This is a genomic window from Methylobacterium sp. GC_Met_2, assembly GCF_026540795.1.
Classification (GTDB): domain Bacteria; phylum Pseudomonadota; class Alphaproteobacteria; order Rhizobiales; family Beijerinckiaceae; genus Methylobacterium.
The window spans coordinates 1-24,189 of record NZ_JALNUM010000094.1 but is presented as its reverse complement, the minus strand read 5'-3'; the positions used below and the strand labels follow the sequence as shown (position 1 = coordinate 24,189).

Annotated in this window: 19 protein-coding genes and 2 pseudogenes; 14 read left to right on the top strand and 7 right to left on the bottom strand. The window is 70.3% G+C overall.

Going from position 1 to position 24,189, the window contains the following annotated elements:
- The 4 genes and pseudogenes from OXS49_RS24870 to rimM all read left to right on the top strand — a co-directional run.
- A pseudogene (locus OXS49_RS24870) lies at positions 1-184 on the top strand (signal recognition particle protein); the annotation flags it as partial.
- Positions 181-513 carry a chorismate mutase gene (locus tag OXS49_RS24865; protein WP_244007434.1) on the top strand — a complete coding sequence of 111 codons (333 nt, stop codon included), beginning with the start codon at positions 181-183 and terminating at the stop codon, positions 511-513. The pseudogene OXS49_RS24870 and the gene OXS49_RS24865, both read left to right, overlap by 4 nt.
- A gap of 7 nt (positions 514-520) precedes the next feature.
- Positions 521-883, top strand: a complete 363-nt coding sequence (gene rpsP / locus OXS49_RS24860) for a 30S ribosomal protein S16 (protein WP_020092607.1) — start codon at positions 521-523, stop codon at positions 881-883.
- Positions 884-894: 11 nt separating this feature from the next.
- Positions 895-1,584 carry a ribosome maturation factor RimM gene (gene rimM / locus OXS49_RS24855; RefSeq protein ID WP_267427337.1) on the top strand — a complete coding sequence of 230 codons (690 nt, stop codon included), beginning with the start codon at positions 895-897 and terminating at the stop codon, positions 1,582-1,584.
- A gap of 53 nt (positions 1,585-1,637) precedes the next feature.
- On the opposite strand, the gene OXS49_RS24850 is transcribed toward rimM, so the two are convergent.
- A complete protein-coding gene (locus tag OXS49_RS24850) occupies positions 1,638-2,429 on the bottom strand; it encodes a DUF4239 domain-containing protein (RefSeq protein WP_267427336.1) in 792 nt (263 codons plus the stop codon).
- 110 nt (positions 2,430-2,539) lie between these two features.
- Positions 2,540-3,271 (bottom strand): methyltransferase domain-containing protein, encoded by a 732-nt coding sequence (locus OXS49_RS24845; protein ID WP_267427335.1) that lies wholly within the window; start codon positions 3,269-3,271, stop codon positions 2,540-2,542.
- Between the two features lie 75 nt (positions 3,272-3,346).
- On the opposite strand from OXS49_RS24845, the gene trmD reads away from it, so the two are divergent.
- The 4 genes and pseudogenes from trmD (at position 3,347) to OXS49_RS24825 (ending at position 6,121) form a co-directional block, all read left to right on the top strand.
- Positions 3,347-4,087 (top strand): tRNA (guanosine(37)-N1)-methyltransferase TrmD, encoded by a 741-nt coding sequence (gene trmD, locus OXS49_RS24840; RefSeq protein ID WP_244007440.1) that lies wholly within the window; start codon positions 3,347-3,349, stop codon positions 4,085-4,087.
- 350 nt (positions 4,088-4,437) lie between these two features.
- A complete protein-coding gene (locus OXS49_RS24835) occupies positions 4,438-5,607 on the top strand; it encodes a phosphoserine transaminase (RefSeq protein WP_267427334.1) in 1,170 nt (389 codons plus the stop codon).
- A 65-nt stretch (positions 5,608-5,672) separates the two neighbouring features.
- A pseudogene (locus OXS49_RS24830) lies at positions 5,673-5,870 on the top strand (DUF1902 domain-containing protein); the annotation flags it as partial.
- 56 nt (positions 5,871-5,926) lie between these two features.
- A complete protein-coding gene (locus tag OXS49_RS24825) occupies positions 5,927-6,121 on the top strand; it encodes a type II toxin-antitoxin system HicA family toxin (protein ID WP_267427333.1) in 195 nt (64 codons plus the stop codon).
- Positions 6,122-6,228: 107 nt separating this feature from the next.
- Here OXS49_RS24825 and OXS49_RS24820 read toward each other — a convergent pair whose 3' ends face one another.
- The 3 genes from OXS49_RS24820 to tesB form a co-directional block, all read right to left on the bottom strand.
- Positions 6,229-7,728, bottom strand: a complete 1,500-nt coding sequence (locus OXS49_RS24820) for an ammonium transporter (RefSeq protein WP_267427332.1) — start codon at positions 7,726-7,728, stop codon at positions 6,229-6,231.
- An 80-nt stretch (positions 7,729-7,808) separates the two neighbouring features.
- Positions 7,809-8,147, bottom strand: a complete 339-nt coding sequence (locus tag OXS49_RS24815) for a P-II family nitrogen regulator (protein WP_010683623.1) — start codon at positions 8,145-8,147, stop codon at positions 7,809-7,811.
- 298 nt (positions 8,148-8,445) lie between these two features.
- Entirely contained in the window at positions 8,446-9,345 is a 900-nt protein-coding gene (gene tesB / locus OXS49_RS24810; RefSeq protein ID WP_267427331.1) for an acyl-CoA thioesterase II, read from the bottom strand.
- 101 nt (positions 9,346-9,446) lie between these two features.
- On the opposite strand from tesB, the gene OXS49_RS24805 reads away from it, so the two are divergent.
- The gene (locus OXS49_RS24805) at positions 9,447-10,724 is read left to right on the top strand and encodes an FAD-dependent monooxygenase (protein WP_267427330.1); all 1,278 of its coding nucleotides are present in this window, start codon (positions 9,447-9,449) and stop codon (positions 10,722-10,724) included.
- Between the two features lie 374 nt (positions 10,725-11,098).
- Here OXS49_RS24805 and OXS49_RS24800 read toward each other — a convergent pair whose 3' ends face one another.
- Both OXS49_RS24800 and OXS49_RS24795 read right to left on the bottom strand, forming a co-directional pair.
- Positions 11,099-12,628, bottom strand: a complete 1,530-nt coding sequence (locus OXS49_RS24800; protein WP_267427329.1) for a glycosyltransferase — start codon at positions 12,626-12,628, stop codon at positions 11,099-11,101.
- A 19-nt stretch (positions 12,629-12,647) separates the two neighbouring features.
- On the bottom strand, positions 12,648-15,776 hold the full coding sequence (locus OXS49_RS24795) for a rhamnan synthesis F family protein (RefSeq protein ID WP_267427328.1): 3,129 nt from the start codon (positions 15,774-15,776) through the stop codon (positions 12,648-12,650).
- A gap of 425 nt (positions 15,777-16,201) precedes the next feature.
- Between OXS49_RS24795 and OXS49_RS24790 the strand changes: the two genes are divergently transcribed.
- The 5 genes from OXS49_RS24790 to OXS49_RS24770 all read left to right on the top strand — a co-directional run bounded on the left by OXS49_RS24790 (position 16,202) and on the right by OXS49_RS24770 (position 24,083).
- Positions 16,202-16,750 (top strand): formaldehyde-activating enzyme, encoded by a 549-nt coding sequence (locus tag OXS49_RS24790; protein ID WP_243922707.1) that lies wholly within the window; start codon positions 16,202-16,204, stop codon positions 16,748-16,750.
- Positions 16,751-16,925: 175 nt separating this feature from the next.
- The gene (locus tag OXS49_RS24785) at positions 16,926-17,930 is read left to right on the top strand and encodes a MoxR family ATPase (RefSeq protein WP_267427327.1); all 1,005 of its coding nucleotides are present in this window, start codon (positions 16,926-16,928) and stop codon (positions 17,928-17,930) included.
- A gap of 103 nt (positions 17,931-18,033) precedes the next feature.
- Positions 18,034-18,945 (top strand): DUF58 domain-containing protein, encoded by a 912-nt coding sequence (locus OXS49_RS24780; protein WP_267427326.1) that lies wholly within the window; start codon positions 18,034-18,036, stop codon positions 18,943-18,945.
- Between the two features lie 7 nt (positions 18,946-18,952).
- Positions 18,953-21,769 carry a DUF4159 domain-containing protein gene (locus OXS49_RS24775; protein WP_267427325.1) on the top strand — a complete coding sequence of 939 codons (2,817 nt, stop codon included), beginning with the start codon at positions 18,953-18,955 and terminating at the stop codon, positions 21,767-21,769.
- Between the two features lie 229 nt (positions 21,770-21,998).
- Complete coding sequence (locus OXS49_RS24770; RefSeq protein WP_267427324.1) at positions 21,999-24,083, top strand: hypothetical protein; 2,085 nt, start codon at positions 21,999-22,001, stop codon at positions 24,081-24,083.
- Positions 24,084-24,189 lie beyond the last annotated feature (106 nt).

Genomic DNA, 24,189 nt, shown 5'->3' with positions numbered 1-24,189 from the left:
CCCCGGCATGCCGGAGCCGACGCCGGAGCAGATCGCCCAGATCGAGAAGCAGTTCGGCGGCAAGCTGCCGCCGATGCCGCCGGGCCTCGGCGGGGGCGGCATGCCCAAGATGCCGGGGCTTCCGGGCCTGGGCGGTCCGAAGCTGCCGGGTCTCGGTGGGTTCATGCCGGGGAAGAAGAAATGAACGTGCTCGCGGCGCAAGCCGTCGATCCCGAACTCGCGCGCCTGCGCGACAGCATCGACAACTTCGATGCCGCGCTCATCCATCTTCTCGCGGAGCGCTTCCGCTGCACGCAGCGGGTCGGCGAGCTCAAGGCCCGAAAGGGGATCCCCCCTTCCGATCCGGACCGGGAGGCCCGTCAGGTCGCCCGGCTCCGCAAACTCGCGGTCGATGCCAATCTCGACCCCGATTTCGCCGAGAAGTTTCTGGCCTTCGTGGTCAAGGAAGTCATCCGGCACCACCAATCGATCAAGGCGGACCACGAATCCCAGATCGAACAACAGCGAAAGTAGTCAGACCATGGCCCTCAAGATCCGTCTCACCCGCGGCGGCGCCAAGAAGCGCCCCTACTACCGCATCGTCGTCGCCGACGCCCGCGCCCCGCGCGATGGCCGCTTCATCGACAAGGTCGGCGCCTACGACCCGATGAAGGCCAAGGACGATCCGGCCCGCATCGTGCTCGACAACGAGAAGATCCAGAGCTGGCTCGCCAAGGGCGCGCAGCCGACCGACCGGGTCCTGCGCTTCCTCGATCAGGCCGGCCTTGCCAAGCGCCCGACGCGCAACAACCCGCAAAAGGCGGAGCCGGGCGAGAAGGCCAAGGAGCGCGCCGCCAAGCGTGCCGAGAAGGCCGCCGCACCCGCCGAGGACGCTGCGGCGTAAGGCGCTTCACCATGGCGCGCCGCCCCGCAGGTCCCTCCCCCCGCGACGGCGGCCGCCGGAGCCGCGTAAACGCGGCGATCGGCGCGATTGCGCTCGACGCCGCGACTTCGCCCAAGGCGCCGGCCCCGAAGCCGGCCGCCCCGCCTGATGATTCGAACCTCGTCCTGTTGGGCGAGTTCGGGCGGGCACATGGGCTCACCGGTGAGGTCCGCCTCAAATCCTACACGGCCGAGCCGCGGGCGATCGCCAGCTATGGCGCTCTGCTGACCGCGGACGGGCGCAGCCTGACGCTCGCCGAGGTGCGCATCGCCCCCGGCACATCCCCCGACATGCTGATTGCCCGGGTGACGGGTGTTTCCGGCCGGACTGCGGCCGAGGCGCTGAATCGCGTCGCCCTGTTCATTCCGCGCGATCGCCTGAGCGCCCCCGAGGACGAGGACGAGGTCTATGCCGCCGATCTGATCGGCGCCACGGCTTTGGACGAAGCCGGCACAGTCATCGGGACAATCGTGGCCGTCCCGAATTACGGCGGCGGCGACCTTCTGGAATTGCGCCCGCCGAACGGCGGCGCGACGGCGCTCCTCCCCTTCACCAAGGCATTCGTGCCGGTGCTCGACGTGGCGCAACGCCGCGTCACCGTGGTGGCGCCGGACGATCTGTTCGCGCCGCCGGGCGAGAAGCCGACCGACGATCCGGGCTGATCTCGCAGCAGGTGTTCCGTCGAAAAACCGGCAGCCACTCCCGCGGACCCTGCTCAGGGCGCCGGCGCCACCACGGCGGCCCGGGCGATCACCAGCGGCTCTGCGCTCATCGCCAGCGGCCCGTCGAAGGGGCGCTCGTGCAGGGCGATCAGGCCGAGGGTGGTGACCATCGCCAACGAGAAGGTCGTCAGCACCGTCGCCTGGGCGGCCGGGTGCTCCGTGTGGACGAGCCCCAGGGCCACCAGGGTGAGCGCCGCCAGGATCAGCAGGGTAAGCCACTTGGTGCCGTCGCTCGCGGTCTGGCTCAGCGCCAGCCGTTCGCCGCGGTCACCCCGCAGAGCCATGGCGGCGCTGAGAAGGGCAGCATGGGTCGGCGCGCCCGCCTCCGTTGTGATCTTCGGATCGGACACCGTCTCCAAGAGCCGCCGCAACCCGGCCCCGGCTTCCGGGGCGTAGCCGCCCTCGCTCATCCGTGGCCATTCCCGCTCGATCACCGCGTCGAGATAGGCCGCCAGCGCCGACCGGATGTTGCGCATGTCGGAGGCCGAGGCGAGGCTGAGATCGTAGAGCGCCAGGGCGTCGGCGCGCTCGGCCTGGAGGGCGCGGGAGGCCGCGCGCTCACGCTCCCAGGCATCGTTGGCCACGAAGCCGGTCAATAGGGCGAGCAGGGTCGCGAGCGCGGTGAAGTAGGTGGGCACCATGCCGGCACCGAGGCGGCGCATCATCGGACGCGTGCGGCGCAGGTGCGAGAGCCCGTACAGGATCACGCCGAGGACGCCGAACAGCAGGGCCAGCACCGCGAAGATCGCCCAGAGGGGTTGGTCGAGCCAGAGTCCGAGGAGCATGCGGCGGCCTGCATCATGGGCGACGGGGCCGCGATGCTGACAACCTTGGGCTGAGAAAGCGTGAAGGCCTGCGCCGTACGCGTCCCAAGACAGCGATCCCCCGGCAGCCGCTACCGCCGCGTCGCCCCGTCCCGGCAGGGCCGGATCGTCTCCGGTGACGGTCGCTGGTCGGCCGGGGGCGCCGCAAACACCGCGAGGTAGGCGCCATCCTTCAACGGATGGAACCCGGTCTCGCGATACCCAGCGGCGGTGAGTTCGCAGCGCAGGAGCGCCGGAGGAGTGCCGTGGCGGGACGGGATATCGTCGGCGTCGACGATGCCGACGCGACCGCCCGGGCGCATCGCCGCGGCGAGATTGTAGAGCAGGCCGAAGGGCTGGGTGATCTCGTGGTACATGTGCACGAGGATCGCGGCATCCACGGAGGCTGGAGGCAGGCGCGGATCATGCGGCTCGCCCCGCACGACGGTCACGTTGGCGAGGCCCTTCACACGCGTTTCCAGGGCGGCGAGGTAATCCGGCGTGACATCCTCGGCGAGCACCCGGCCGCCCGGGCCGACCAGTGGGCTTAGCCGGACCACGTCGTAGCCGCTGCCCGCCCCGATATCCGCCACCGTCTCACCCGGGGCGAAGCCCATGCCCCGGGCGACCTCGGCGAACTCGCCGGCCTTGTCGCGCGCGGCTTCCGAGGACCAGCGCGGCGCGACGATCTCGGCCACCGGCCGGTCAGGCTTCGGGAAGGCGTCGGCCGGAGCACCCGCAGGCGCCAGCGGCTCGGCCGCGCAGACCGGCCCGGCGAGGACGACGGCCAACACGGTGGGGATGAGGGTCGGGATCCGGATCATGGCCGGTAACAGCCCGCGGGCCGGATTGGTGCCGGTGGCGTTGACCGTGCCGCACCCGGCGCGCGATCAAGCGCCATGACGCACACGGACACGCCCTGGCGGGCCACGATCCTCACCCTATACCCGGAGATGTTCCCAGGCCCGCTGGGCATCTCGCTTTCGGGTGATGCTCTGACCCGCGGCACTTGGAGCCTGGAGGCGCGCAACATCCGCGAGCACGGGCTCGGCCGCCACCGGGCGGTGGACGATACCCCGGCCGGGGGCGGCGCCGGCATGGTGCTGCGCTGCGATGTCCTGGCCGCCGCCATTGACGCCGCGAGCCCGCCCGACGACCCGCGCCCACGCCTGCTGATGTCCCCCCGCGGCCGGCCGCTGACCCAGGCGCGGGTGCGCACCCTCGCGGAAGGCCCTGGCGCGCTGATCGTCTGCGGCCGGTTCGAGGGCGTGGACGAGCGGGTGATCGCCGGACGCGGCCTGGAGGAGGTCTCGATCGGCGATTACGTGCTCTCAGGGGGCGAGATCGCCGCCCTGGTGGTGCTCGACGCCTGCGTGCGGCTCCTGCCCGGCGTGATGGGCAAGGTGCAATCCGGTATCGAGGAAAGCTTCGAGGGCGGACTCCTCGAATACCCGCACTACACGCGGCCTCGGGACTGGGAGGGCCGCGCGATCCCCGACGTGCTCTCCGGCGGCAACCACGCCGCCATCGCCCGCTGGCGGCGGGAACAGGCCGAGCGCCTCACCGCAGAGCGGCGGCCGGACCTCGACGGCGCGGGTCAGGCCGCCTCAAGATCGATCACAGGACCGTCCCGGTCGTAATCCAACGGATCGATCTGCAGCGTCTGCGGCATCGGACGTCGCAGGCGATACGGGAGCGCGATGTGGGCCGTTAAGGCTCCAATAACCACAAGCAGAGCGGACCAGATCGCCACTATCGCGGCGCTGTGCATAGACATCGATGTACCTCAAACGCTACGCGGCACAGCATTAAGCCTAACGGGTCAGACTTAATCGACTGTTCCGCGCTCCCGGACTGCCTGTCCCGCCCGGGGCCACCCCGTGGGGATCGCAACGCTGGCCGACGCTTGCCAGACGCCGGGTTTCGGCGCATGCGCGAGTTCGGGACCTCCTCCCTGCGAGGAATGCCCCTCTGCCAGGATGGATTCGCGATGACCACCCGCCCCACGCAGCGCCCGCGCGTGCCCCATTTCTCCTCCGGCCCCTGCGCCAAGCGTCCGGGCTGGACCCCGGCCGTCCTGGCCGACGCCGCGCTCGGCCGGTCGCACCGGTCGCCGATTGGCAAGGCCAAGCTCGCCCGGGCGATCGACCTGACGCGCTCCGTCCTTCAGGTGCCCGCCGACTATCGGATCGGCATCGTGCCGGCCTCGGACACCGGCGCCGTCGAGATGGCGATGTGGACGATGCTCGGGCCAAGGCCCGTCGAGGTCGCGGCCTGGGAAGCTTTCGGCAAGGAGTGGGTCACGGACGCGCTGAAGCAGCTCAAGATCGCGCCACGCATCCACCAGACGCCCTACGGCGTGCTGCCCGACCTCGCGGCGATCGATACCCGGCACAGCGACGTCGTCTTCACCTGGAACGGCACCGCGGCCGGCGTGAAGGTGCCGAACGGGGACTGGATCGCCGCCGACCGCGAGGGCCTGACGATCTGCGACGCCACCTCGGCGGCCTTCGCGCAGCCGCTGACCTGGGACAAGCTCGATGTCGTGACCTTCTCCTGGCAGAAGGTGATGGGCGGCGAGGCCGCGCACGGCATGCTGATCCTGTCGCCACGCGCCGTGGCCCGCCTGGAGAGCCACACCCCGTCCTGGCCGCTGCCGAAGGTGTTCCGCCTGACCAAGGACGGAAAGCTGATCGAGGGCATCTTCAAGGGCGACACGATCAATACGCCCTCCATGCTGGCGGTGGAGGATTACCTCGATACGCTCACCTGGGCCGAGGGGATCGGTGGTCTCTCGGCGCTGCACGCGCGGGCGGACGCCAACGCCAAGGCGATCTACGATTGGGTGGCGCGCACCCCCTGGATCGCGCCGCTGGCGGTCGATCCGGCGACCTACTCGAACACGGGCGTCTGCCTCGTGATCGCCGATCCGGACGTGCTCGCCCGGGGCGATGCGGCGGTCTCGGCCATCGCGGCGGGGATCGTCGAGCGACTGGAGCGGGAGGGCGTCGCCCTCGACATCGGAGCCTACCGCGACGCCCCAGCGGGCCTGCGGATCTGGTGCGGCGCCACGGTGGAGACGTCGGATCTAGAGACGCTGACGCCCTGGCTCGACTGGGCTTTTGCGGAGGAGAAGGCGGCGCTGACCCGGGCGGCGTGAGCGGGGCCGCACCTCTCCTCTGAGGGCGAGGCGATGCAGCCTTACCCCAATGACGGGATCGCGCGATGTCTCGATACAAGCCTCGGAGTTCCGCGATGAGCCGCCACGCCGTTGTTCGCTGCGCCTGGGATGCGGACGCAGCCGTCTGGTACGTCTCGGACAGCGATGTTCCAGGGCTCGCGACAGAGGCGCCTTCGCTCGAAGCGTTGCGGCGGAAGCTCCCCGGGATGATCCAGGATCTTCTCGAAGACGATCAGAGCGAAGGCATCGAGGTCGATCTCATCGCCTACGCGCATGATCGGCTGCGCGTGGGAGCCGCGTGCCCGACTTCACACCGCCGCTCAAGAAGCTCCTGCAGGCTCAGGGGTATCGCTTCTTTCGCAGTGGCCGGGGTGATCACGAGATCTGGCCCCATAACGAGACTGGCCGAAAGGTCGTCGTCGATTCCAGCATCAAATCCCGCCACACGGCCAACGCCGTGTTGAAGCAGGCCGGTTTGCCCAAATCCTTCTGAGGCGAGCCGACCCCAGCGGCCAAATCGCCAAAGAAAAACCCCGGCCCACGCAGAGCCGGGGTTTTCGCATTCCGGAGGCGCGGACCCGCAGGGCCGCGCCACACGTCTCAGTAGTTGTAGGCGCGCTCGCCGTGATCGGCGATGTCGAGGCCCTCGCGCTCCTCTTCCTGGGTCACCCGCAGGCCGATCGTCAGGTCGACGAGCTTGTAGAGGATCGCCGAGCCGAGGCCCGACCACAGCAGGGTCAGGCCGACCGCTTCAGCCTGGATGATGAGCTGGCCCATCATGTCGTAGGCACCGACCGCCAGCTCGCCCGGCTTGGAGGTGTAGTCGGGGATGCCGACGCCGCCGAGGTTCGGATCGACCAGGATGCCGGTCGCCAGCGCGCCCAGGATGCCGCCGATGCAGTGCACGCCGAACACGTCGAGCGAGTCGTCGTAGCCGAGCGCGTTCTTCACCGTCGAGCACATCACGAAGCAGACCACGCCGGCGACGAGGCCAAGCACGATCGAGCCCATCGGGCCGGCAAAGCCGGAGGCCGGGGTGACGGCCACGAGGCCGGCGATCGCGCCCGAGAGCATGCCCAGCAGAGACGGCTTGCCTTTGAGTGCCCACTCGGCGAACAGCCACGCCACGGCGGCGCCGCAGGTCGCCACGAAGGTGTTCAGCATGGCCAGCGCCGCCGTGCCGTTGGACTCGAGGTTCGAGCCGGCGTTGAAGCCGAACCAGCCGACCCACAGCAGCGAGGCGCCGATCATGGTCATGGTCAGCGAGTGCGGGGCGAGCAGGTCGCGGCCGTAGCCGATGCGCTTACCCATGATCAGGCAGCCGACGAAGCCCGCGATGCCGGCGTTGATGTGCACCACGGTGCCGCCGGCGAAGTCGAGGGCGCCCTTCTGGAACAGGAAGCCGGCATCTTTGTTGACCGCGTCCAGCGCCGCCTGAGCGGTGGCCTTCGACGCGTCGTCCGTTGCGGCAGCGAGCGCCTTCGCGGCGTTGCCGACCGCATCCGGGCCGCCCCAGTACCAGACCATGTGGGCCATCGGGAAGTAAATGAGCGTGACCCAGAGGATCGTGAACACCACCAGGGCGGAGAACTTCATCCGCTCCGCGAAGGCGCCAACGATCAGCGCGGGGGTGATCATCGCGAAGGTCATCTGGAAGCACAGATAGACGTATTCGGGGATCACGACGCCGTTGGAGAAGGTCGCCACGGTGGAGTTGGCGTCGATCCCCTTGAGGAAGGCCTTCGAGAAGCCGCCAACGAAGTCGTTGATACCGCCGCCGTTGGTGAAGGCGAGGCTGTAGCCATAGAACACCCACAGCAGGCCGACGATCGACACGATTGCGAAGACCTGGGTCAGCACCGAGAGCATGTTCTTGGTGCGCACCAGGCCGCCGTAGAACAGTGCGAGGCCCGGCACCGCCATCATCAGCACGAGGGCCGAGGAGATCAACATCCAGGCGGTGTCGCCCTTGTTGGGGATCGGGGACGGCGGCGGCGAGGCGGCTTCCGGCGTCGGCGTCTGTGCAAGCGACGGCTCGATCAGGATGGCGGCGATGGCCGCCCCTCCCAAACCGAGCATGAGGGCGTGACGAAGTTTCATGGGCACCTGGCTCCCGGTCTCAAATTCGTATCGTTTCAGAAAGTCTGGACTCTGCGGGCCCGGGCGCGCCGGGCCACGGATCAGAGCGCGTCGGCGTCGGTCTCGCCGGTCCGGATGCGCACGGCCTTTTCGAGCGGCATCACGAAGATCTTGCCATCACCGATCTGGCCGGTGCGGGCCGCCCCCGCGATGGCGTCGATGACGCTCGACGTCAGGTCCGAGGCAACGGCGACCTCGATCTTCAGCTTGGGCAGGAAGCTCACCGCGTATTCCGCGCCGCGGTAGATCTCGGTGTGGCCCTTCTGCCGGCCATACCCCTTCACCTCCGTCACCGTCAGGCCGTGCACGCCGATTCCGGTGAGCGCGTCGCGCACCTCCTCCAGCTTGAACGGCTTGATGATGGCCATCACGATCTTCATGGGCGACGCCCCCTTGGAAATGCCTGGGAACCGTTGCCGTCACCCAATCCGCAGGCGACCCGGCGGGGTCGCCCGCGGGCTCGGGATGGCCCGCGGTCGAACGCCGCTATTCAAGGACTGTGCCAGTTAAGCTTAACCGGGAACCTTTTCCACGACCTGTCATCTGCCCACGGATTGATCGACCACGACCATGCGACGTGCACTTACTGGGACGGACGTGCCTTCAAATGCGGCAATCTGCTCAACAAGCAGCACTTCCGTGAGTGGCAAATCCGCAACGCACGCGCGGGAACGCGTTTTAATCCCGCTTCAGCCGGATAAGTCCTTCTTGCGCCACGGAGGCAACGAGGTTGCCGACGCGGTCGAAGATCTGCCCGCGGGCGAAACCGCGGGCGCCGCCGGCGACAGGGCTGTCCTGGGCGTAGAGCAGCCAGTCATCGATCTTTACGGGACGGTGAAACCAGAGCGCGTGATCGAGGCTCGCGGCCTGGATGGCCGGATCGAACACCGAGCGCTCGTGCGGGATCAGTGAGACGTCGAGCAGGGTCATGTCGGAGGCGTAGGCCAGCACCGCCCGGTGGAGAGCCGGATCGTCCGGCAGGGTCGCGGCAGCCCGCAGCCAGACGTTGAAGACCGGCTCGGGTGGCCGGCCGCCCTTCTCGGCGGCAATGTAGCGGTTCAGGTCGACCGGACGCAGGGCGATCGGCCGCTCGCGGCCGAAGTACGCGGCAATGGCTTCCGGCATGCCGCTGCAGCCGGCTGCCGCCAGCGCCTTGCCGTCGAGAAGCCCGTCCGGACCGGCCACGTCCGGCATCGCCGGCTGGTGCACGAGGCCCTCTTCCGCGACCTGATACGAGACCGTCGTGGCGAAGATCGCCCGCCCGTGCTGGATCGCCTTGACCCGTCGGGTGGTGAAGCTGCGCCCGTCCCGGATCCGCTCGACCTCGTACACGATGGGCGTGCGGGGATCGCCCGGCAGCATGAAGTAGGCGTGCAGGGAATGGACCGGACGATCGTCCGGCACGGTGCGGGTGGCGGCGACCAGCGCCTGGGCCACCACCTGTCCGCCGAAGACCCGCCGCCAGCCGGTCTTCGGGTTCTGCCCGCGGAACAGGTCGACCTCCAGGCGTTCGAGGTCGAGGATGGCGATCAGTTCGGCGACGGCGTCGGTCATCGCGTCGGTATTGGCGTCCGTCATGGCGCGCGGGGTTTCCGTTCGTTGCCCGCGTGCGACATAGGCCTATCGAACCGACCAAGCCAACGTCTCCCGCGCGGGAGTCACACCGGAGATCCGCCACGATGACGGCCGAGACGCCCCGCCCCGGTAGCCGCCGCCTCCTGATCGCCGGGGGCGGCCTGCCCAGCCTCGCCCTGGCGCTCGCGCTCAAGCAGGCCCATGGAGCCGCACTCGCCGTGACGGTGATCGATCCCTCCGGCGCCGACCCGGCGCGCCATCGCGGCCGGGCCTACGCGGTGGCGGCAGGGGCGCGACGGATGCTGAACCGCCTCGGTGTCTGGAACCGGCTCTCGGAGGGGGCCGAGCCCATCACCGCGATGGTGATCAGCGACAGCCGCCTCGCCGATCCGGTGCGCCCGGTCTTCCTGACCTTCGGCCGCGCGTTCGACCAGGAGGCGGAGGACGATCGGGTCGACGGCGAGCCCTTCGCTCACATGGTGGAGGCCGAGCCCCTGGCCGAGGCCTTGGGGCAGGCCTGCCGGGAGGCCGGCGTCGCCTTCGTCTTGGCCGGCGTGATGCGCGCGACGCCCGAGGGCCCGGCGATCCGTGCGGAGCTGACCACGGGCGTGCAGGTGCGCGGTGATCTCCTGGTCGCCGCCGACGGCGCACGCTCGCGCCTGCGGGAGGCGGCCCGGATCGGCTGGGTCGGCTGGTCCTATCCGCAGGTCGGCATCGTGGCGACCATCGGCCACGCCCAACCACACGGGGGGCGAGCCTTCGAGCATTTCCTGCCCGCGGGCCCGTTCGCGATCCTGCCGTTGCGGGACGGCGGAGCCCTGGGCCATCGCTCCTCGATCGTCTGGACCGAGCGCGCCGACGCGGCCGACGCCCTGCTGTCCGGTGAGCCCGACGAGGTGCTGGCCGAGATCGAGCGCCGCTTCACCCTCGATCTCGGGACGCTCGCCCTGGAGCATGGGCCGAGCCGGCACCCCCTGGCCTTCGGCCTCGCCCGGAGTTTTTACGCGCCGCGCCTCGCCCTGCTGGGCGATGCCGCCCACGTGATCCACCCGATCGCCGGCCAGGGACTCAACCTCGGCTTGGCGGATGCCGCCTCCCTCGCCGAGGCGGTGACCGGTGCGCTGCGCCTCGGCCTCGATCCCGGCGGCCCCGATGTCCTGCGCGATTACGAGCGCGCCCGGCGTTTCGACAGCTTCGCCATGGCGGCGGCGACCGACGGGCTGAACCGCCTGTTCTCGAACGATGCGCTGCCGCTGCGGCTCGCCCGGGATCTCGGCCTCGGGCTCGTGGACCGGCTGCCGGGGCTCAAGCGCTTCTTCATCGGCGAGGCTGCCGCCGCGCGTGGATCGCGGCCCCGGCTGATGCGCGGGGAGGCCCTGTAGTGGGCGCCCTGTTTCTCAGCCGACGACCAGCGTGCGGGCCCGGCGCATCCAGCGCAGCGACGCCTCGACCAGCGCCGGAACGCGAGGCGCAGTGCCCGTTGAATCGGCGACAGCACCGTCGTCTACTCCACGGGTCATGAGAGTGGCTTTATAAGGAGTTTTACTCGCGGAGCCGGCCCATTTGCTGGTCTTGCTTCATCGAATCTGGCGTCGATCTGACTTCCACCCGATCGAAATTATCCGGCGCGCGAGGACGACGCTGGCGGCGGAGCGCGACCGGCCTCCTCTCCCGTGCCAGCGACGATATTCAAACATCGGGGTTTGAAAAACCGCGACACTTCCCTCGCCCCGCTTGCGGGGAAGCGGAACCGCAATCAGCCCTCCCGCCGCCGCTCCGTGATCCAGCGTGTCGCGTCGGCCCGGGGGGCGACCACGTCGGTATCGGTGCGCAGTTGCGGCGAGTAGGTGGGATCCTCCGCCAGTACGTCGTGCCAGCGGCGCAGGAAGCGCGCGGTCTGCGAGCCCGGGGCGAAGCTGGTCTGGCGCGACGCGCTCTCGTGGTGTGCCATCTCGGCGAACGGCGTGTAGACGATGCGGTAGCCGAGCTGGCGCATCTTCAGGCACAGATCGACGTCGTTGAAGTCGAGGGCGAAATCCTCGTCGAAACCATTCACGGCGTCGAGCACGGCCTTGCGGGTCGCGAAGAGGGCGCCGGTCACCGCCGAGCAGTCGCGCTGGGTCAACGCCCAGTCGCCATAGGTGGGCTCCGCAGCATCCCGGTTGTACCAGGGATGGGCGAACACGTCGAAGATGCCGCCGGTCATGCCGGCATGCTGGATCTTGCTATTCGGAAACAAAAGCCGGCCGCCGACGCCGCCGACACCCCGGTCGAGCGCGAAGGTCAGCAGTGCCTCGATCCAGCCGGGCCGGCGCACCACGAGGTCGTCGTTCATCAAGATGACGATGTCGGTCTCGGCGGCCCGCCAGAGAGTGTTCATCTTGGCGGCATAGTTGAACCGCTCTCCCGGTGCCCGGGTCGTCAGCATGCGGGTCAGGGCGAAGCGGTCGGAGCGGCCGCGATAGATCGCATCGTCGGCCACGTCGTCGCCGATCAGCACCCGGATCCGGTCGGCCGGATAGGTGCTGCGGCCAAGGCTGTCGAGCAGGTTGATCACGTGCGGCTTGGCGCCCTCCACGGGGCGGCCCTGATCGTCCTTCGGGCGGCTCTGGTTGGTCGGAACCACGAGGGTGACGGTCGGGCGCGGATCGAGCGTCCGGCGGATCTCCAGCGTGTCCGGCGTCAGCCCGGGACTCGTGCGCAGCGGGACGCCCGTCGTCTCGAACCAGCGATCGAGGGCGTGAGCGCGGGCCGTGCGCGTCGCCTTCGGGCGCTCCAGCGGCGAGGCGATCAGGGTCTCGGGGATCCGATCGATCCCGATGCCGGCGGAGATCGCACCGAGCAGGTACCGGAACCACGCGACACTCGGGTAGCGCTGACGGAAATCCGGGACCAGGCCCGCGAAGGCCGCAATACGGATCAGCAGCGGAAAGCCGATGTAATCGTCGGCCATCAGCAGAGCCGGGTTGAAGGCCGGCTTGCAATGGACGCTGCGGACTTGTCCGGTGCCGTCCACCACGGCGTCGTCGCCGTAGAAGATGCCGATATCGGGCCGCTCGGCCAGGGTACGCGTGAGCTGCGCGACGAGGTCCGGGCGCAGCTCCGAGGCCGCCGGGGCGACGAACACGGCCCGGCAGGACGGCAGCTGCCGGGCGGCGATCTGGCCGAGCCGGCGCTCGTCGAGGGGGCGGAACTGCGCGTCGAGGGGCAGCGGCAGGATCGCGTCCGGCCACGCGAGCGCCCCCCAGGAGGCCGACGGGGCCGGGACCGGCTTCTTCTTCAACACAGGTCGCGTCTCCGGGGAATCAGGACCGTTCGGCGCGGAGGCGAGACAGGCTCGCCTCCATGGCGGCCGCCACCGCGGCGGTGGACAGCCGCTCGCGGATGCGTGCCCGGGCAGCGGCACCGATCCGAGCCGCGTCTCCGCCCGTCACTGCCCGGGCCGCATCGGTCAGGGCACGGGCGAGGTCGGCCTCGTCCACCTGTCCCCACTCGGCACCGCGCAGGTAGGGGCCGTAGGTCTGGTCCAGGGCGGTGACCTCGGCCTTCACGGGGAAGCCGCAGGTGGCGTCGAGGAAGTCGCGGCAGCCGCCGTAATCGGTGGCGACCACGACCTTGCCCATCTCCATCGCCTCGGCGATCGTCAGGCCGAAGCCCTCCGAGGAATGCGACGAGGCGTAGACCGCGCAGAGGTCGAACAGGGCGCCGAGCTCGTTCTGCGAGAGCGGCTGGTCGATCACCACGACATCGCCCGAGGTGCCGACGAGGTCGAGCAGCTTCTTGCCCTCCTCGGGCAGGTCGAAGACGTGCTTGGTCTTGAGCACGAGCTGCCAGCCGGCCTGCCCGAGACCGGCCGCCCGGAACGCCCGGATCAGCGCGTGCGGATTCTTACGGGCGAGGTAGCTCGACCCGTCGAAGGCATAGAGGATCACCCGCTTGGACGGGTCGATCGCGAAAGCCTTGCGCAGATTCGCCTTCGCGGCGGCGCTCGCCGGCTCGCCGGCCTCGTTCTCGACCACGTAGGGCACGACATCGACCGGAATGTCGGTGATCTGCCGGAAGATCGCCGCGCAGAACTCGGTGGGCGCCCAGATCGCGTCGAGCCCGTCGACGGTCGGCAACCAGCCGCCCGGCACGTGGGAGGTCTCCCAGACGAACAGCCCGATCTTCAAATGCGCCTGCGCGGCTGTCGCCTGCTGTGCGTCGCTCATGAGCGAGTGCCAGCTGTCGCCGTTGAAATGCACCAGAGCGACATCCGACGGTCCCGAGAAGGTCCGGGCCTGCCAAGCCGGCGCCACCCGGGCGTGGACGTGGAACGGCCGCGCCATCGGATGGATGTTCAGAGCGAACGGCGCGCGGTGAAGCGCGCGGGCGTAGCTGCGGGCCGCGACACCGAGGCCGTTGGCGTAGTTCATCGGCGAGATGAACGACACGCGCAGCGGCCGCTCCGGCGCCTCGGGTTCGCGCAGGTCCGCCCAGATCCTGGCGCCGGGATACGTGTAGGTTACGTCGAGCCGGTCGAGGTCGAAGCCGCGTTCCGCAATCGCCTCCCGCACCGCCGTTCCGCCGATCGCGGCATGCTCGCCCAGAAGCGAGCGCTTCACGAACGGGAAGCCCTGGCTGAGCATGTTCTCCCAGTCGAACAGGGTGCGGTTGTTGCGCGGATCGTTGACCAGCGACATGTGCTTGTTCTGCGCCGAGAACAGGCTGCGCATCCCGAGCCCCGCGGCCCGCATCCGCTGCGAGAAGGTCAATTCGTACTCGGTGATCACCGAGTTCTTGTCCGGCCAGTTCGCCACCGACAGGAGGAAGTGGTTGAACGCGTACGACGACAGGCAGCGCCGCTTCAGGGCCAGGAAGAAGCTCTGCAGGTGGTGACTATAGTAGAAGTTGTCGGCGAGCCCGATTACCGCCTCCGGGAACGCATCGATCTTCGTGAGCAGCGCGGCGAAATCGTTCCCGTCGAGGGGACCGACGAGGCTGTCGTTGGCCAGATACAGCGTCTCCGAGTCGAGGAGATCGACGTCCTCCAGCAGGACATGCGCCCAGGCGGCGAAATCGAAGCCCTTGTTCTCGCGCAGATAGACCGAAGTGCAGAGATCCAGGATCGCCTGCGGCACGGCGTTCTTCCGCTGGTCGGCGGCGATGATCAGGACGATATCGGCCCCGTTCTCCGCGAAGGCCTTCAAGTAGGGCTCGACGTGGCCGCGGATCCGGCCCTCCGGGCAATGGGTGATGAACAGGGCCGTGCGGCTGTGCCGGCGCGGCTCCCGCTTGAGGCAGGACAAGCGGGCGTCGGACGCCTCCGGCACCGCGCTTCCGGGAACGCGGCGGGTGAGCCGCCCCGCCTCCAGGCCGGTCAGCACGTAATCGACGAGCGGGTTGAGCCCGAGGGCCGCGACCTTCGGGTAGCGGGCGAGATACCATGGCGCGTCGAAGCGCGGCGACGGGCTGGTGCTGCGTCCCCCGTCCGCGAGGAAGTGCACCAGCGGGTTCTGCGCGACATCGTCGTCGGCGAGGTAGGTCTCGGCGTACCAGCGCGTGTCGAACCAGGGGCCGGGATCCAGCCCCTCGGCGGCACCATGCTCCAAGAAATGGACCAGGGGATTGAGGGCGTCGGCCCGCACGGCGGCGGATTGGGCCGCGTACCAATCGGGGTCGAACAGCGGATGGGGCGCATAGCGGCGATAGCCGCCCGCCATGACGTAGTGCTCCAGGGGCTCGAGCCCGCTGGTCTCGGCCTCGGGGCAGCGCGCGCGGTAGAATTCCGCGTCGAAGATCCCGGAGCGGCGGATCAGGTCCACGTGCCGCGACAACCCTGCGAACTCCTCCGGATTGCGCAGGTAGCCCTGTTTCCGGCCCGCCTCGTAATAGTGAGCGAGGGCGTTGCCGCCGGCAGCCCGGGCATCCGGGTAGCGGGACAGGTACCAAGCCGTGTCGAACAGCGGCGATGGGTCGGTGCCCGGGTTGGCCAGGAAGTGCAGGAAGGCTTGGCCGCGATGCTCTGCGCCGCCGAGATAGCGTTCGGCGTACCAGTCCGGATCGAACAGCGGGTTGGGGCGGATCCCCGCCTCGGCACCGCGGTCACGGTAGTGGAGCACCGGGTTGATGCCCTCGGCCCGGAGCCCCGGCACGGAATCGAGGTAGAGGTCGCCGTGGAACAGCGGGTGCGGCCAGCGACCCTCGCGGCCGCCATGGACCGCGTAATGCACCGCCGGATCGATCCCCTCCCCGACCACGTCTGGATAGCGCCGGGCGTACCAAGTGGGATCGAACAGGCCGGATGCCTTGACCGCCTGGATCAGGTCCGCCTGCCGGGGTTCGCCGCGGCGGCGCTTGAGCCGGCGGGTCAGCGGACGCGCGAGGGACTGCGCCGCCCCGGCGAGGCCGGCCTTTTCCGGTAATCCGGCGGCGAACACATTGCGAAGGCGCATGGTGGGGTCCGGATACGCGAGAAGCCCGAACAGCTGCCCACGTCGCGATCCGCGAGAGACATCAGGGGGGTTCGGCCGGTCCGGCGATCGCGGGCGGGACCGCCCCGGCCTGGGCGCCTTCCTAAAGGTCCGGGTCGCCGACGCCAAGACCCGGCCGCCAAGACCCGGTCGCCAAGACCCGGCCGCGGGACTGGTGACGTCGCCGCGCCCGGGGCTCAGGGGGCGGCCCCCGGAAATTCCCGCGCGTCCCTATCCCGCGGTCGCCCGCTTCGTGTACGAGCCGCGTTCACGGCAGGCGTCGGCGGCACGCGCGGCCCCGCCGGTCGATCCGCGACCGGAGCGACCGCGGAAGCCCGGGGTCGCTCCGCGGAAAGGCGCGACGCTGCCCCGTCCGGCGCAGACCGCACACGATGGAGCCTACCGCAATGAGTGAACGCATCATCCTCCGCGCCGGCGAAGCCCTGGTGGCGGGCGGTCCGCCGAACACCGCCGCCGAGCCCGAGGTCATCATCGGCGAACTCGATGGACCGGTCGGCACCGCCCTGGCAACCCTGACGGGCGATCAGGTCGTGGGCCACAGCCGCGTCTTCGCGCTGCTCAACACCGACATCATGGTCCGCCCGGTGACGCTCTGCGTCTCCAAGGTGAGCGTGACCGAGAGCAAGTACACGTCGATCCTGATGGGCACGGTGCAGTTCGCCATCGCCAACGGCGTGCTCGACGCGGTGCGGGCCGGGTACATCCCGAAGGAGAAGGCCAACGACCTGGGCATCATCTGCTCGGTGTGGCTGAGCCCGGGCGTGATCCAGGCCGAGACGGTCGACCACAAGGCGCTGTTCGAGATCCAGCGCAAGGGCATGACCGAGGCGATCCGCAAGGCGATGACCAACGAGCCCTCGATCGACTGGCTCCTCGAGAACCAGGACAAGATCGTGCACAAATACTACACGATGGGCCTCCAGGGTAAGATCTGACCCTGCCGCAGCGGCCCGCCGGAACACGTTTCCGCGGGCCGGACCGGGGCTCGCTTCGGCGCCCCGAATCGGCGTGCGGCGATCCCGACCTTGCCAGCCCGGTATCATCAGCCCCACACTTACGGGATTGACCGGCGGGCCTTTCCGAAGGCCCGGGCAGGAGATGGATAGCGGCATGACGCAGGGGATCAGCCCGGCCACCACCCTCGACGACGGCATTGTGGCGACGGCGGAGAGCTGCCTCGCCGATGTCGGCGCGGCGCGGGACGCGATCCACGGGGTGATCTTCGGGCAGGAGAAGGTGGTCGATCTCGCCCTCGTGACCATCCTGGCGGGTGGGCACGGCCTGCTCGTCGGCCTGCCGGGCTTGGCCAAGACCAAGCTGGTGGAGACGCTCGGCACGGTGCTCGGCCTCGACGCGCGGCGCGTGCAGTTCACCCCGGACCTGATGCCCTCCGACATCCTCGGGACCGAGATCCTGGAGGAGGATGCCGAGCGCCGCCGTGCCTTCCGGTTCGTGCAGGGGCCGGTCTTCACCCAGCTGCTGATGGCCGACGAGATCAACCGCGCGAGCCCGCGCACACAGTCGGCCCTGCTTCAGGCGATGCAGGAGGGCCACGTCTCGGTAGCCGGCGCCCGCCACGACCTGCCCCGTCCGTTCCACGTGCTCGCCACCCAGAACCCGATCGAACAGGAGGGCACCTACCCGCTGCCCGAGGCGCAGCTCGACCGGTTCCTGCTGGAGATCGACGTCGGATACCCCGACCGCGCCGCCGAACGTCGGATCCTGATCGAGACCACCGGCATCGATGAAGTGCGGCCGCGGGTCGTGATGTCCACCGAGCAGCTGCTGACCGCCCAGCGCCTCGTGCGCCGGTTGCCGGTGGGTGAGGCCGTGGTGGAGGCGATCCTCGACCTCGTGCGCGCCGCCCGGCCGGACAGCGGCAACGCGATCGTGAAGGACAAGCTCCTCTGGGGTCCAGGCCCCCGCGCCAGCCAGGCGCTGACGCTCGCCGCCCGCGCCAGGGCGCTGATCGAAGGCCGGGTCGCCCCCTCGGTGGCCGATGTGAAGGCCCTGGCCGAGCCCGTGCTGAAGCACCGGATGGCGCTGAGCTACGCTGCCCGCGCAGACGGCGAAACCATCGAGGGCCTGATCGCCAAGCTCGCGGAGAAGATCTGATCCGGAAGCATTTTCGAGTTGGGTGGATGCCGGCTAACATGAAGAAAATGCGTACCTTCGAGCCATCGTCTGCGCTGAGCTGCGCCGAAGGGCTGCGCTGACGATGGTCGCGACAAACGCCCTCGACGCGGGCAGGCGCACCCCCGGCCGGCGCGAGAGCGAGGGCGCGACCGCCCTGTCGGACAAGATGCCCCGGCTCGTCCTGGAGGCACGTCGGGTGTCGAGCCTGCTGGCCCACGGCCTCCACGGCCGCCGCCGCGCTGGTCCGGGCGAGAGTTTCTGGCAGTTCCGTCCCTTCGTCACGGGCGAGGCAGCCGCGCGGGTCGATTGGCGCCGCTCGGCCCGGGACGACCGGCTCTACGTGCGCGAGCGCGAATGGGAGGCGGCCCACAACATCTGGCTGTGGATCGACCGCTCGGCCTCCATGGGCTTCGTTTCGGATCTGGCCTCGGCGCCCAAGGTCGAGCGCGCGCTCATCCTCGGGCTGGCGCTCGCCGACGCCTTCGTGGAGGGCGGCGAGCGGGTCGGTCTGCTCGGGCTGACCCGGGCCAGCGCGTCGCGAGGCATCGTCGAGCGCCTGGCCCAGGCCCTCGTGGCTGACGCAGCTGGCCTCAAACAGGACCTGCCGCCCCGGGCCACCCCCGCCCGATTCGACGAGGTGGTGCTGATCGGCGATTTCCTGACCGAACCGGGCCGGATCGCCAACGCCGTTCAGAACCTCGCCGGCCGTGGTAGCCGTGGCCATCTCCTGATGGTGGTGGACCCGATCGAGGAGACCTTCCCGTTCACCGGTCAGGCCGTGCTGCACGATCTCGAAGGCAGCCTCAGCCTCGATATCGGCGATGCCGATGCCTGGGGGGCGCGCTACCGCGCCCGGATCGCCGAGCACCGGGCCGCGTTGGCGGCCATCGCCCGCGGCCAGGGCTGGACGCTGACGATCCACCGCACGGACCGGCCGGCGAGCGAGGCGGCCCTGCGCCTCGCCACGCTGATCGCCGCCCGCGGCACGGAGTGAGGCCGTCATGCTGGGTCTGACCTTCGCCGCCCCGCTCGCCCTTGCCGCCCTGATCGGCCTGCCAGCCCTGTGGTTCCTGCTGCGGGTGACCCCGCCGCGCCCGCGGCGGATCAACTTCCCGCCGCTCAAGCTCGTGGCCGACCTGATCCCGCAGCGGCAGACGCCTGCGCGCACGCCGCCTTGGCTGCTGATCCTACGCCTGCTGATCGCCGCCGCCCTGATTCTGGCGGTGGCGGGCCCGGTCTGGAATGCCGGCGTCGGAGCTGGCGGCGGCCGCAGCGCGCTCCTCGTGCTCCTCGATAACGGCTTCCCCGCCGCCCACGACTGGCGCGACCGGCTGCGTGTCGCCACCGACGCCGTAGAGGGCGCCGCCCGCGACGGCCGGCCGGTGGCGGTGATCGGGCTCGCTGACGCCCCCGCGGCGTTCGAGGCGAAGACTCCGGCCGCGGCCCTGGAACGATTGCGCGCCCTGGCGCCCCGCCCGACCCTGCCCACCCGCGACGCGCATCTCGCCACGATCGAGACCTTCCTCGACAAGAACCGGGGTGCCGGCCTCGTCTGGATCAGCGACGGCGTCGCCGGGGCGGAGGATACACGCTTTGCCAAGGGGCTCGTGGACCTCGCCGGCGACAAGGGCGCCGCGCTCACCGTGCTGCGGGCCGACCGGCCGCCGGCCCTGGCCCTCACCGCCACGGAGAATGCGGGCAAGCTCGTCACCCATGCCCTGCGGGCGGTTCCGAACGGGCGCGATTCCGGCGTGATCCGGGCACTCGACCAGAAGGGCTTGCCGCTCGCCGAACGCGATTTCACCTTCGCGGCCGACGCCACCGAAACGGAGGCCACCTTCGAGCTGCCGGTGGAACTGCGCAACAGCATCAGCCGGTTGGAAATCGCGGGCGAGCGCTCGGCCGGCGCCGTTGTGCTGCAGGACGAGCGCGGCAAGCGGAGGCGGGTCGGGCTCGTGTTCGGCGGCACCCTGGATCAGGCCCAACCCCTTCTGGCGCCCACCTACTACCTCGCCCGGGCACTCCAGCCGTTCGCGGACGTGCAGGAGCCCCGCGGGGCCAAGGGCACGGCGGAGTCGATCAACCAGCTCCTCGACAATCAGGTCTCGGTCCTCGTGCTGGCCGATGTCGGGGCGCTGGATGAGAAGACCACCGCGCGGATCGAGAGTTTCGTGAGGGAGGGCGGGATGCTCCTGCGCTTCGCCGGCCCGCGCCTCGCGGCCGGCAGCGATCCGCTGGTGCCGGTGCGGCTGCGCCGGGGCGGCCGGACGCTCGGCGGCACCCTGTCCTGGGACAGCCCAAAGACGCTCGCGCCGTTCCCGCCCGAGAGCCCGTTCGCCGGCCTGACGCCGCCGGCCGATATCGGCGTGCGCCGCCAGATCCTCGCCGAGCCCGACGGCGACCTGCCGAACCGGACCTGGGCCTCGCTCCAGGACGGTACCCCGATCGTCACTGCGCAGAAGCGTGGCCAGGGCACGATCGTGCTGTTCCACGTCACCGCCGACACGACATGGTCGAACCTGCCGCTCTCCGGCCTGTTCATCGACATGCTCCGGCGGGTGGTCGCCCTGGCCGGCGCCGCGGCGCCGGCTCAGGGCGAAGTACCGCGTGCGGCCGCCCCGGTCCTCGCCCCGCGGGTGACGCTGGACGGGTTCGGGGCGCTGGGCTCACCCCCGGCCTCGGCCACGGCGGTATCGGCCGATTACGCCGACCGGGCGACCCTTGAGCATCCGCCGGGCTTCTACGGCCCGCCGGACGGAGGCATCAGCGTGAACGCCCTCAAGCCCGACGACCGGCTGAAGCCCCTCGATACCGCCGCCCTCGATGGCGCCCGGTTCGGCACGCTCGCCGGGGCCGAAACCGTCGATCTGCGCCCGAGCCTGTTCACCCTGGCGCTGCTGCTGCTGGCCCTCGACACCCTGGCGGGCCTCTGGCTCGGCGGGTTCCTGGGCCGCGGCGGCCTCGTGTCCCGCCTGCGCGGACGCCCGGCTGTGCTGGCGCTCGCGGGCGTCGTCCTGCTCGCGACCCTGCCGGCCGTGCCCGTTCGTGCTGAGGAGCCGGCGATCAACCGGCCGAACGGCACCGAGTCGGCCCTCGTCACGCGGCTCGCCTACGTGATCACGGGCGACGCCGCCGTCGACGAGGCCAGCCGCACCGGCCTCACCGGCCTGACCCAGATGCTCGCTACCCGAACAGCCCTGGAGCCGGGCGAGCCAGCCGGCATCGACCCCGCCAAGGACGAACTGGCCTTCTACCCGCTGATCTACTGGCCGATCGCGCCGAACCGGCCGCAGCCCTCCGAGATCGCGATCCGCAAGATCGACGCGTTCATGCGCAACGGCGGCACCATCCTGTTCGACACGCGCGATGCGCTGACCGCCCGGCCGGGCGGGCCGCCCTCCCCCGAGGCGACGTATCTCCGCACGATGCTGGCGACGCTCGAAGTGCCGGAGCTGGAGCCGGTGCCGCTCGACCACGTGCTCACCAAGGCGTTCTACCTCGTGGACAGCTTTCCGGGCCGCTACGCCACCGGCCAGACCTGGGTCGAGGCCCTGCCGCCGGCCGCCGAGGGTGCCGAGCGCCGCCCGGCCCGGGCCGGCGACGGGGTGAGCCCGATCGTCATCACCAGCAACGACCTCGCCGCCGCCTGGGCAGTCGGGCGTCGCGGCGAGCCGCTATACCCGGTGGTGGGCGGCGACCAGCGCCAGCGCGAGATGGCATTCCGGGGTGGGGTGAACATCGTGATGTACACGCTCACCGGCAACTACAAGGCGGATCAAGTACACGTGCCCGCGTTGCTGGAGCGGTTGGGGCAGTGAGTTTTTTTCGTGATGCCGCGCGCGACGCCGCTCCCCCTCCCCCCTCTGCGGGGGAGGGTGGCCCCCGAAGGGGGTCGGGCCGGGACGAAGTCCCGCAAGAGGGGCCGCGCGACGGGTCAGGATCTGACGCCCGTCGCGACCCTTCCGGCAGCGTCGCTCCCCTCTCCCGACCCGGCCTGACGGCCGGGCCACCCTCCCCCGCAGAGGGGGGAGGGATCGGTGGTGCCCCATGCTGAGCCTCAGCTTCACCCCCCTCCTGCCCTGGCCGGCCATTGTCGTGCTGGGTGTGATCGTCGCCGTCCTGGCGGTGTTCGCCGTGCTGGCCCGGGGCCGCACCGCCCTGCTGCGCGTCGTCGTCCTGGCCTTGGTGCTCGCGGCGCTGACCAACCCGGCCCTGGTCCGCGAGGACCGCGAGCCCGTGAAGGACATCGCGGCGATCGTTGTCGACCGGTCCGGCTCGCAGGCGCTCGGCGACCGGCCGCAGATGACCGATGCGGTCAGGGCCGAATTGCAGCGCCGCTTCGGGGCCTTGTCCAACATCGAGACCCGGTTCATCGACGTGCCGGACGCCAAGGACGGCGACGACGGCACCAAGCTGTTCACGGCGTTGGGCCAGGCGCTCGCCGACGTGCCGCCTGAGCGCTTGGCCGGCATCGTGATGCTCACGGACGGCGTAGTCCACGACATCCCGACCGCGATGGCCCAGCTCGGCATCAAGGCGCCGCTGCACGTCCTCGTCACCGGCCATCCCGATGAGCGCGATCGGCAGATCAAGCTGCTGGAGGCGCCCCGCTTCGGCATCGTCGGCAAGGACCTGACCATCCGCGCCGAGGTCATGGAGCGCGGCGGCACCGGCCACGCGGTCGTCACCATACGGCGCGACGGCGAGGAGATCGGCCGGCGGGACGTCGCCTCCGACAAGCCGTTCTCGCTGACAACCCGGATCGAGCACGGCGGCCCGAACGTCGTGGAGATCGAGGTCGAGCCGCTGCCGGGCGAGCTGACCAACGTCAACAACCGCGCGGTGCTGCCGATCGAGGGCATCCGCGAGAAGCTGCGCGTGCTCCTCGTCTCCGGCGAGCCCCACCAGGGCGAGCGGACGTGGCGCAACCTGCTGAAATCCGACGCCAACGTCGACCTCGTCCACTTCACCATCCTGCGCCCGCCGGAGAAGCAGGACGGCACGCCGATCTCCGAACTCTCCCTGATCGCCTTCCCGACGCGCGAGCTGTTCGTCCAGAAGATCAAGGATTTCGACCTGATCATCTTCGACCGCTACGCCAACCAGAGCGTGCTGCCACAGGCCTATTTCGACAACATCGTCCGCTATGTCCGGGAGGGCGGCGCCCTGCTCATCGCCGCCGGCCCCGAATTCGCCGGCCCGGCGAGCCTCGCCCGCACCCGGCTCGCCGGTATCCTGCCGGGCGATCCGGACGGGCGGGTGGTCGAGAAGCCCTACAAGGCGACGCCGACCCAGGTCGGCCAGCGCCACCCGGTGACCCGCGCCCTGCCGGGCTCGGACGCGAACCCGCCTGCCTGGGGCGACTGGCTGCGGATCATCGAGGCCCGGACCCGCCCCGGGATCCAGCCGATCCTGTCGGGCGCAGAGGGGCTGCCGCTCCTTGCCCTCTCGCGCGAGGACAAGGGCCGCGTCGCTCTGCTGCTGTCGGACCATGCCTGGCTCTGGGCCCGGGGCTACCAGGAGGGCGGCCCCTATCTCGACCTGCTGCGCCGCCTCGGCCACTGGCTAATGAAGGAGCCGGCCCTCGAAGAGGAAGCGCTGCGCGCCCAGATGACCGGACACGGACGCGAGGTCCGGGTCGAGCGCCAGACCATGGCGGATCAGGCCGAGCCGGTCACCGTCACGGGGCCGACCGGCAAAGTGGCGACCCTGACGCTCAAGCCCCAGGAACCGGGCCTCTTCACCGCGACCTTCGACGCCGAGAGCCTCGGGCTGCACACCCTGCGGTCCGGGAACCTCGTGGCATTCGTGAGTGTCGGCCCGGCCAACCCCCGCGAGCTCGCCGACGTATTCAGCGACACCGAGCGGCTGAAGCCGGTGGCGGACGGTTCGGGGGGGTCGATCCGCCGCGTCGCCGGGTCGGGGGGCGCCGTCGAGGTGCCGCGCCTCGCGGTCGTACGCGGCGGACGGCTCTCGGGCGCGGACTGGATCGGCTTCCGGCCCAGCGACAGCGCCAACATCCGCGGCGTCGAAGTCTACCCGCTGGCGCTCGGCCTCGCAGCCCTGGCGGCCCTGGCCGCGGCCCTGCTCGCCATGTGGCTGGTTGAGGGGCGGCGGGGCCGGGCCGCGTGAGGCACGTGTCGCGCGCTATCGGCGGATCCCCTCCCCCTTCTGCGGGGGAGGATGGGCCGGCCGTCAGGCCGGGGCGGGAAAGGGGAACCAGCGTTCAAGAATGGGC

Coding starts and splice junctions, on each gene's coding strand:
- OXS49_RS24865 (WP_244007434.1), top strand. CDS start 181: ATGAACGTGCTCGCGGCGCAAGCCGTCGATCCCGAACTCGCGCGCCTG.
- rpsP (WP_020092607.1), top strand. CDS start 521: ATGGCCCTCAAGATCCGTCTCACCCGCGGCGGCGCCAAGAAGCGCCCC.
- rimM (WP_267427337.1), top strand. CDS start 895: ATGGCGCGCCGCCCCGCAGGTCCCTCCCCCCGCGACGGCGGCCGCCGG.
- OXS49_RS24850 (WP_267427336.1), bottom strand. CDS start 2,429: ATGCTCCTCGGACTCTGGCTCGACCAACCCCTCTGGGCGATCTTCGCG.
- OXS49_RS24845 (WP_267427335.1), bottom strand. CDS start 3,271: ATGATCCGGATCCCGACCCTCATCCCCACCGTGTTGGCCGTCGTCCTC.
- trmD (WP_244007440.1), top strand. CDS start 3,347: ATGACGCACACGGACACGCCCTGGCGGGCCACGATCCTCACCCTATAC.
- OXS49_RS24835 (WP_267427334.1), top strand. CDS start 4,438: ATGACCACCCGCCCCACGCAGCGCCCGCGCGTGCCCCATTTCTCCTCC.
- OXS49_RS24820 (WP_267427332.1), bottom strand. CDS start 7,728: ATGAAACTTCGTCACGCCCTCATGCTCGGTTTGGGAGGGGCGGCCATC.
- OXS49_RS24815 (WP_010683623.1), bottom strand. CDS start 8,147: ATGAAGATCGTGATGGCCATCATCAAGCCGTTCAAGCTGGAGGAGGTG.
- tesB (WP_267427331.1), bottom strand. CDS start 9,345: ATGACGGACGCCAATACCGACGCGATGACCGACGCCGTCGCCGAACTG.
- OXS49_RS24805 (WP_267427330.1), top strand. CDS start 9,447: ATGACGGCCGAGACGCCCCGCCCCGGTAGCCGCCGCCTCCTGATCGCC.
- OXS49_RS24795 (WP_267427328.1), bottom strand. CDS start 15,776: ATGCGCCTTCGCAATGTGTTCGCCGCCGGATTACCGGAAAAGGCCGGC.
- OXS49_RS24790 (WP_243922707.1), top strand. CDS start 16,202: ATGAGTGAACGCATCATCCTCCGCGCCGGCGAAGCCCTGGTGGCGGGC.
- OXS49_RS24785 (WP_267427327.1), top strand. CDS start 16,926: ATGACGCAGGGGATCAGCCCGGCCACCACCCTCGACGACGGCATTGTG.
- OXS49_RS24780 (WP_267427326.1), top strand. CDS start 18,034: ATGGTCGCGACAAACGCCCTCGACGCGGGCAGGCGCACCCCCGGCCGG.
- OXS49_RS24775 (WP_267427325.1), top strand. CDS start 18,953: ATGCTGGGTCTGACCTTCGCCGCCCCGCTCGCCCTTGCCGCCCTGATC.
- OXS49_RS24770 (WP_267427324.1), top strand. CDS start 21,999: ATGCTGAGCCTCAGCTTCACCCCCCTCCTGCCCTGGCCGGCCATTGTC.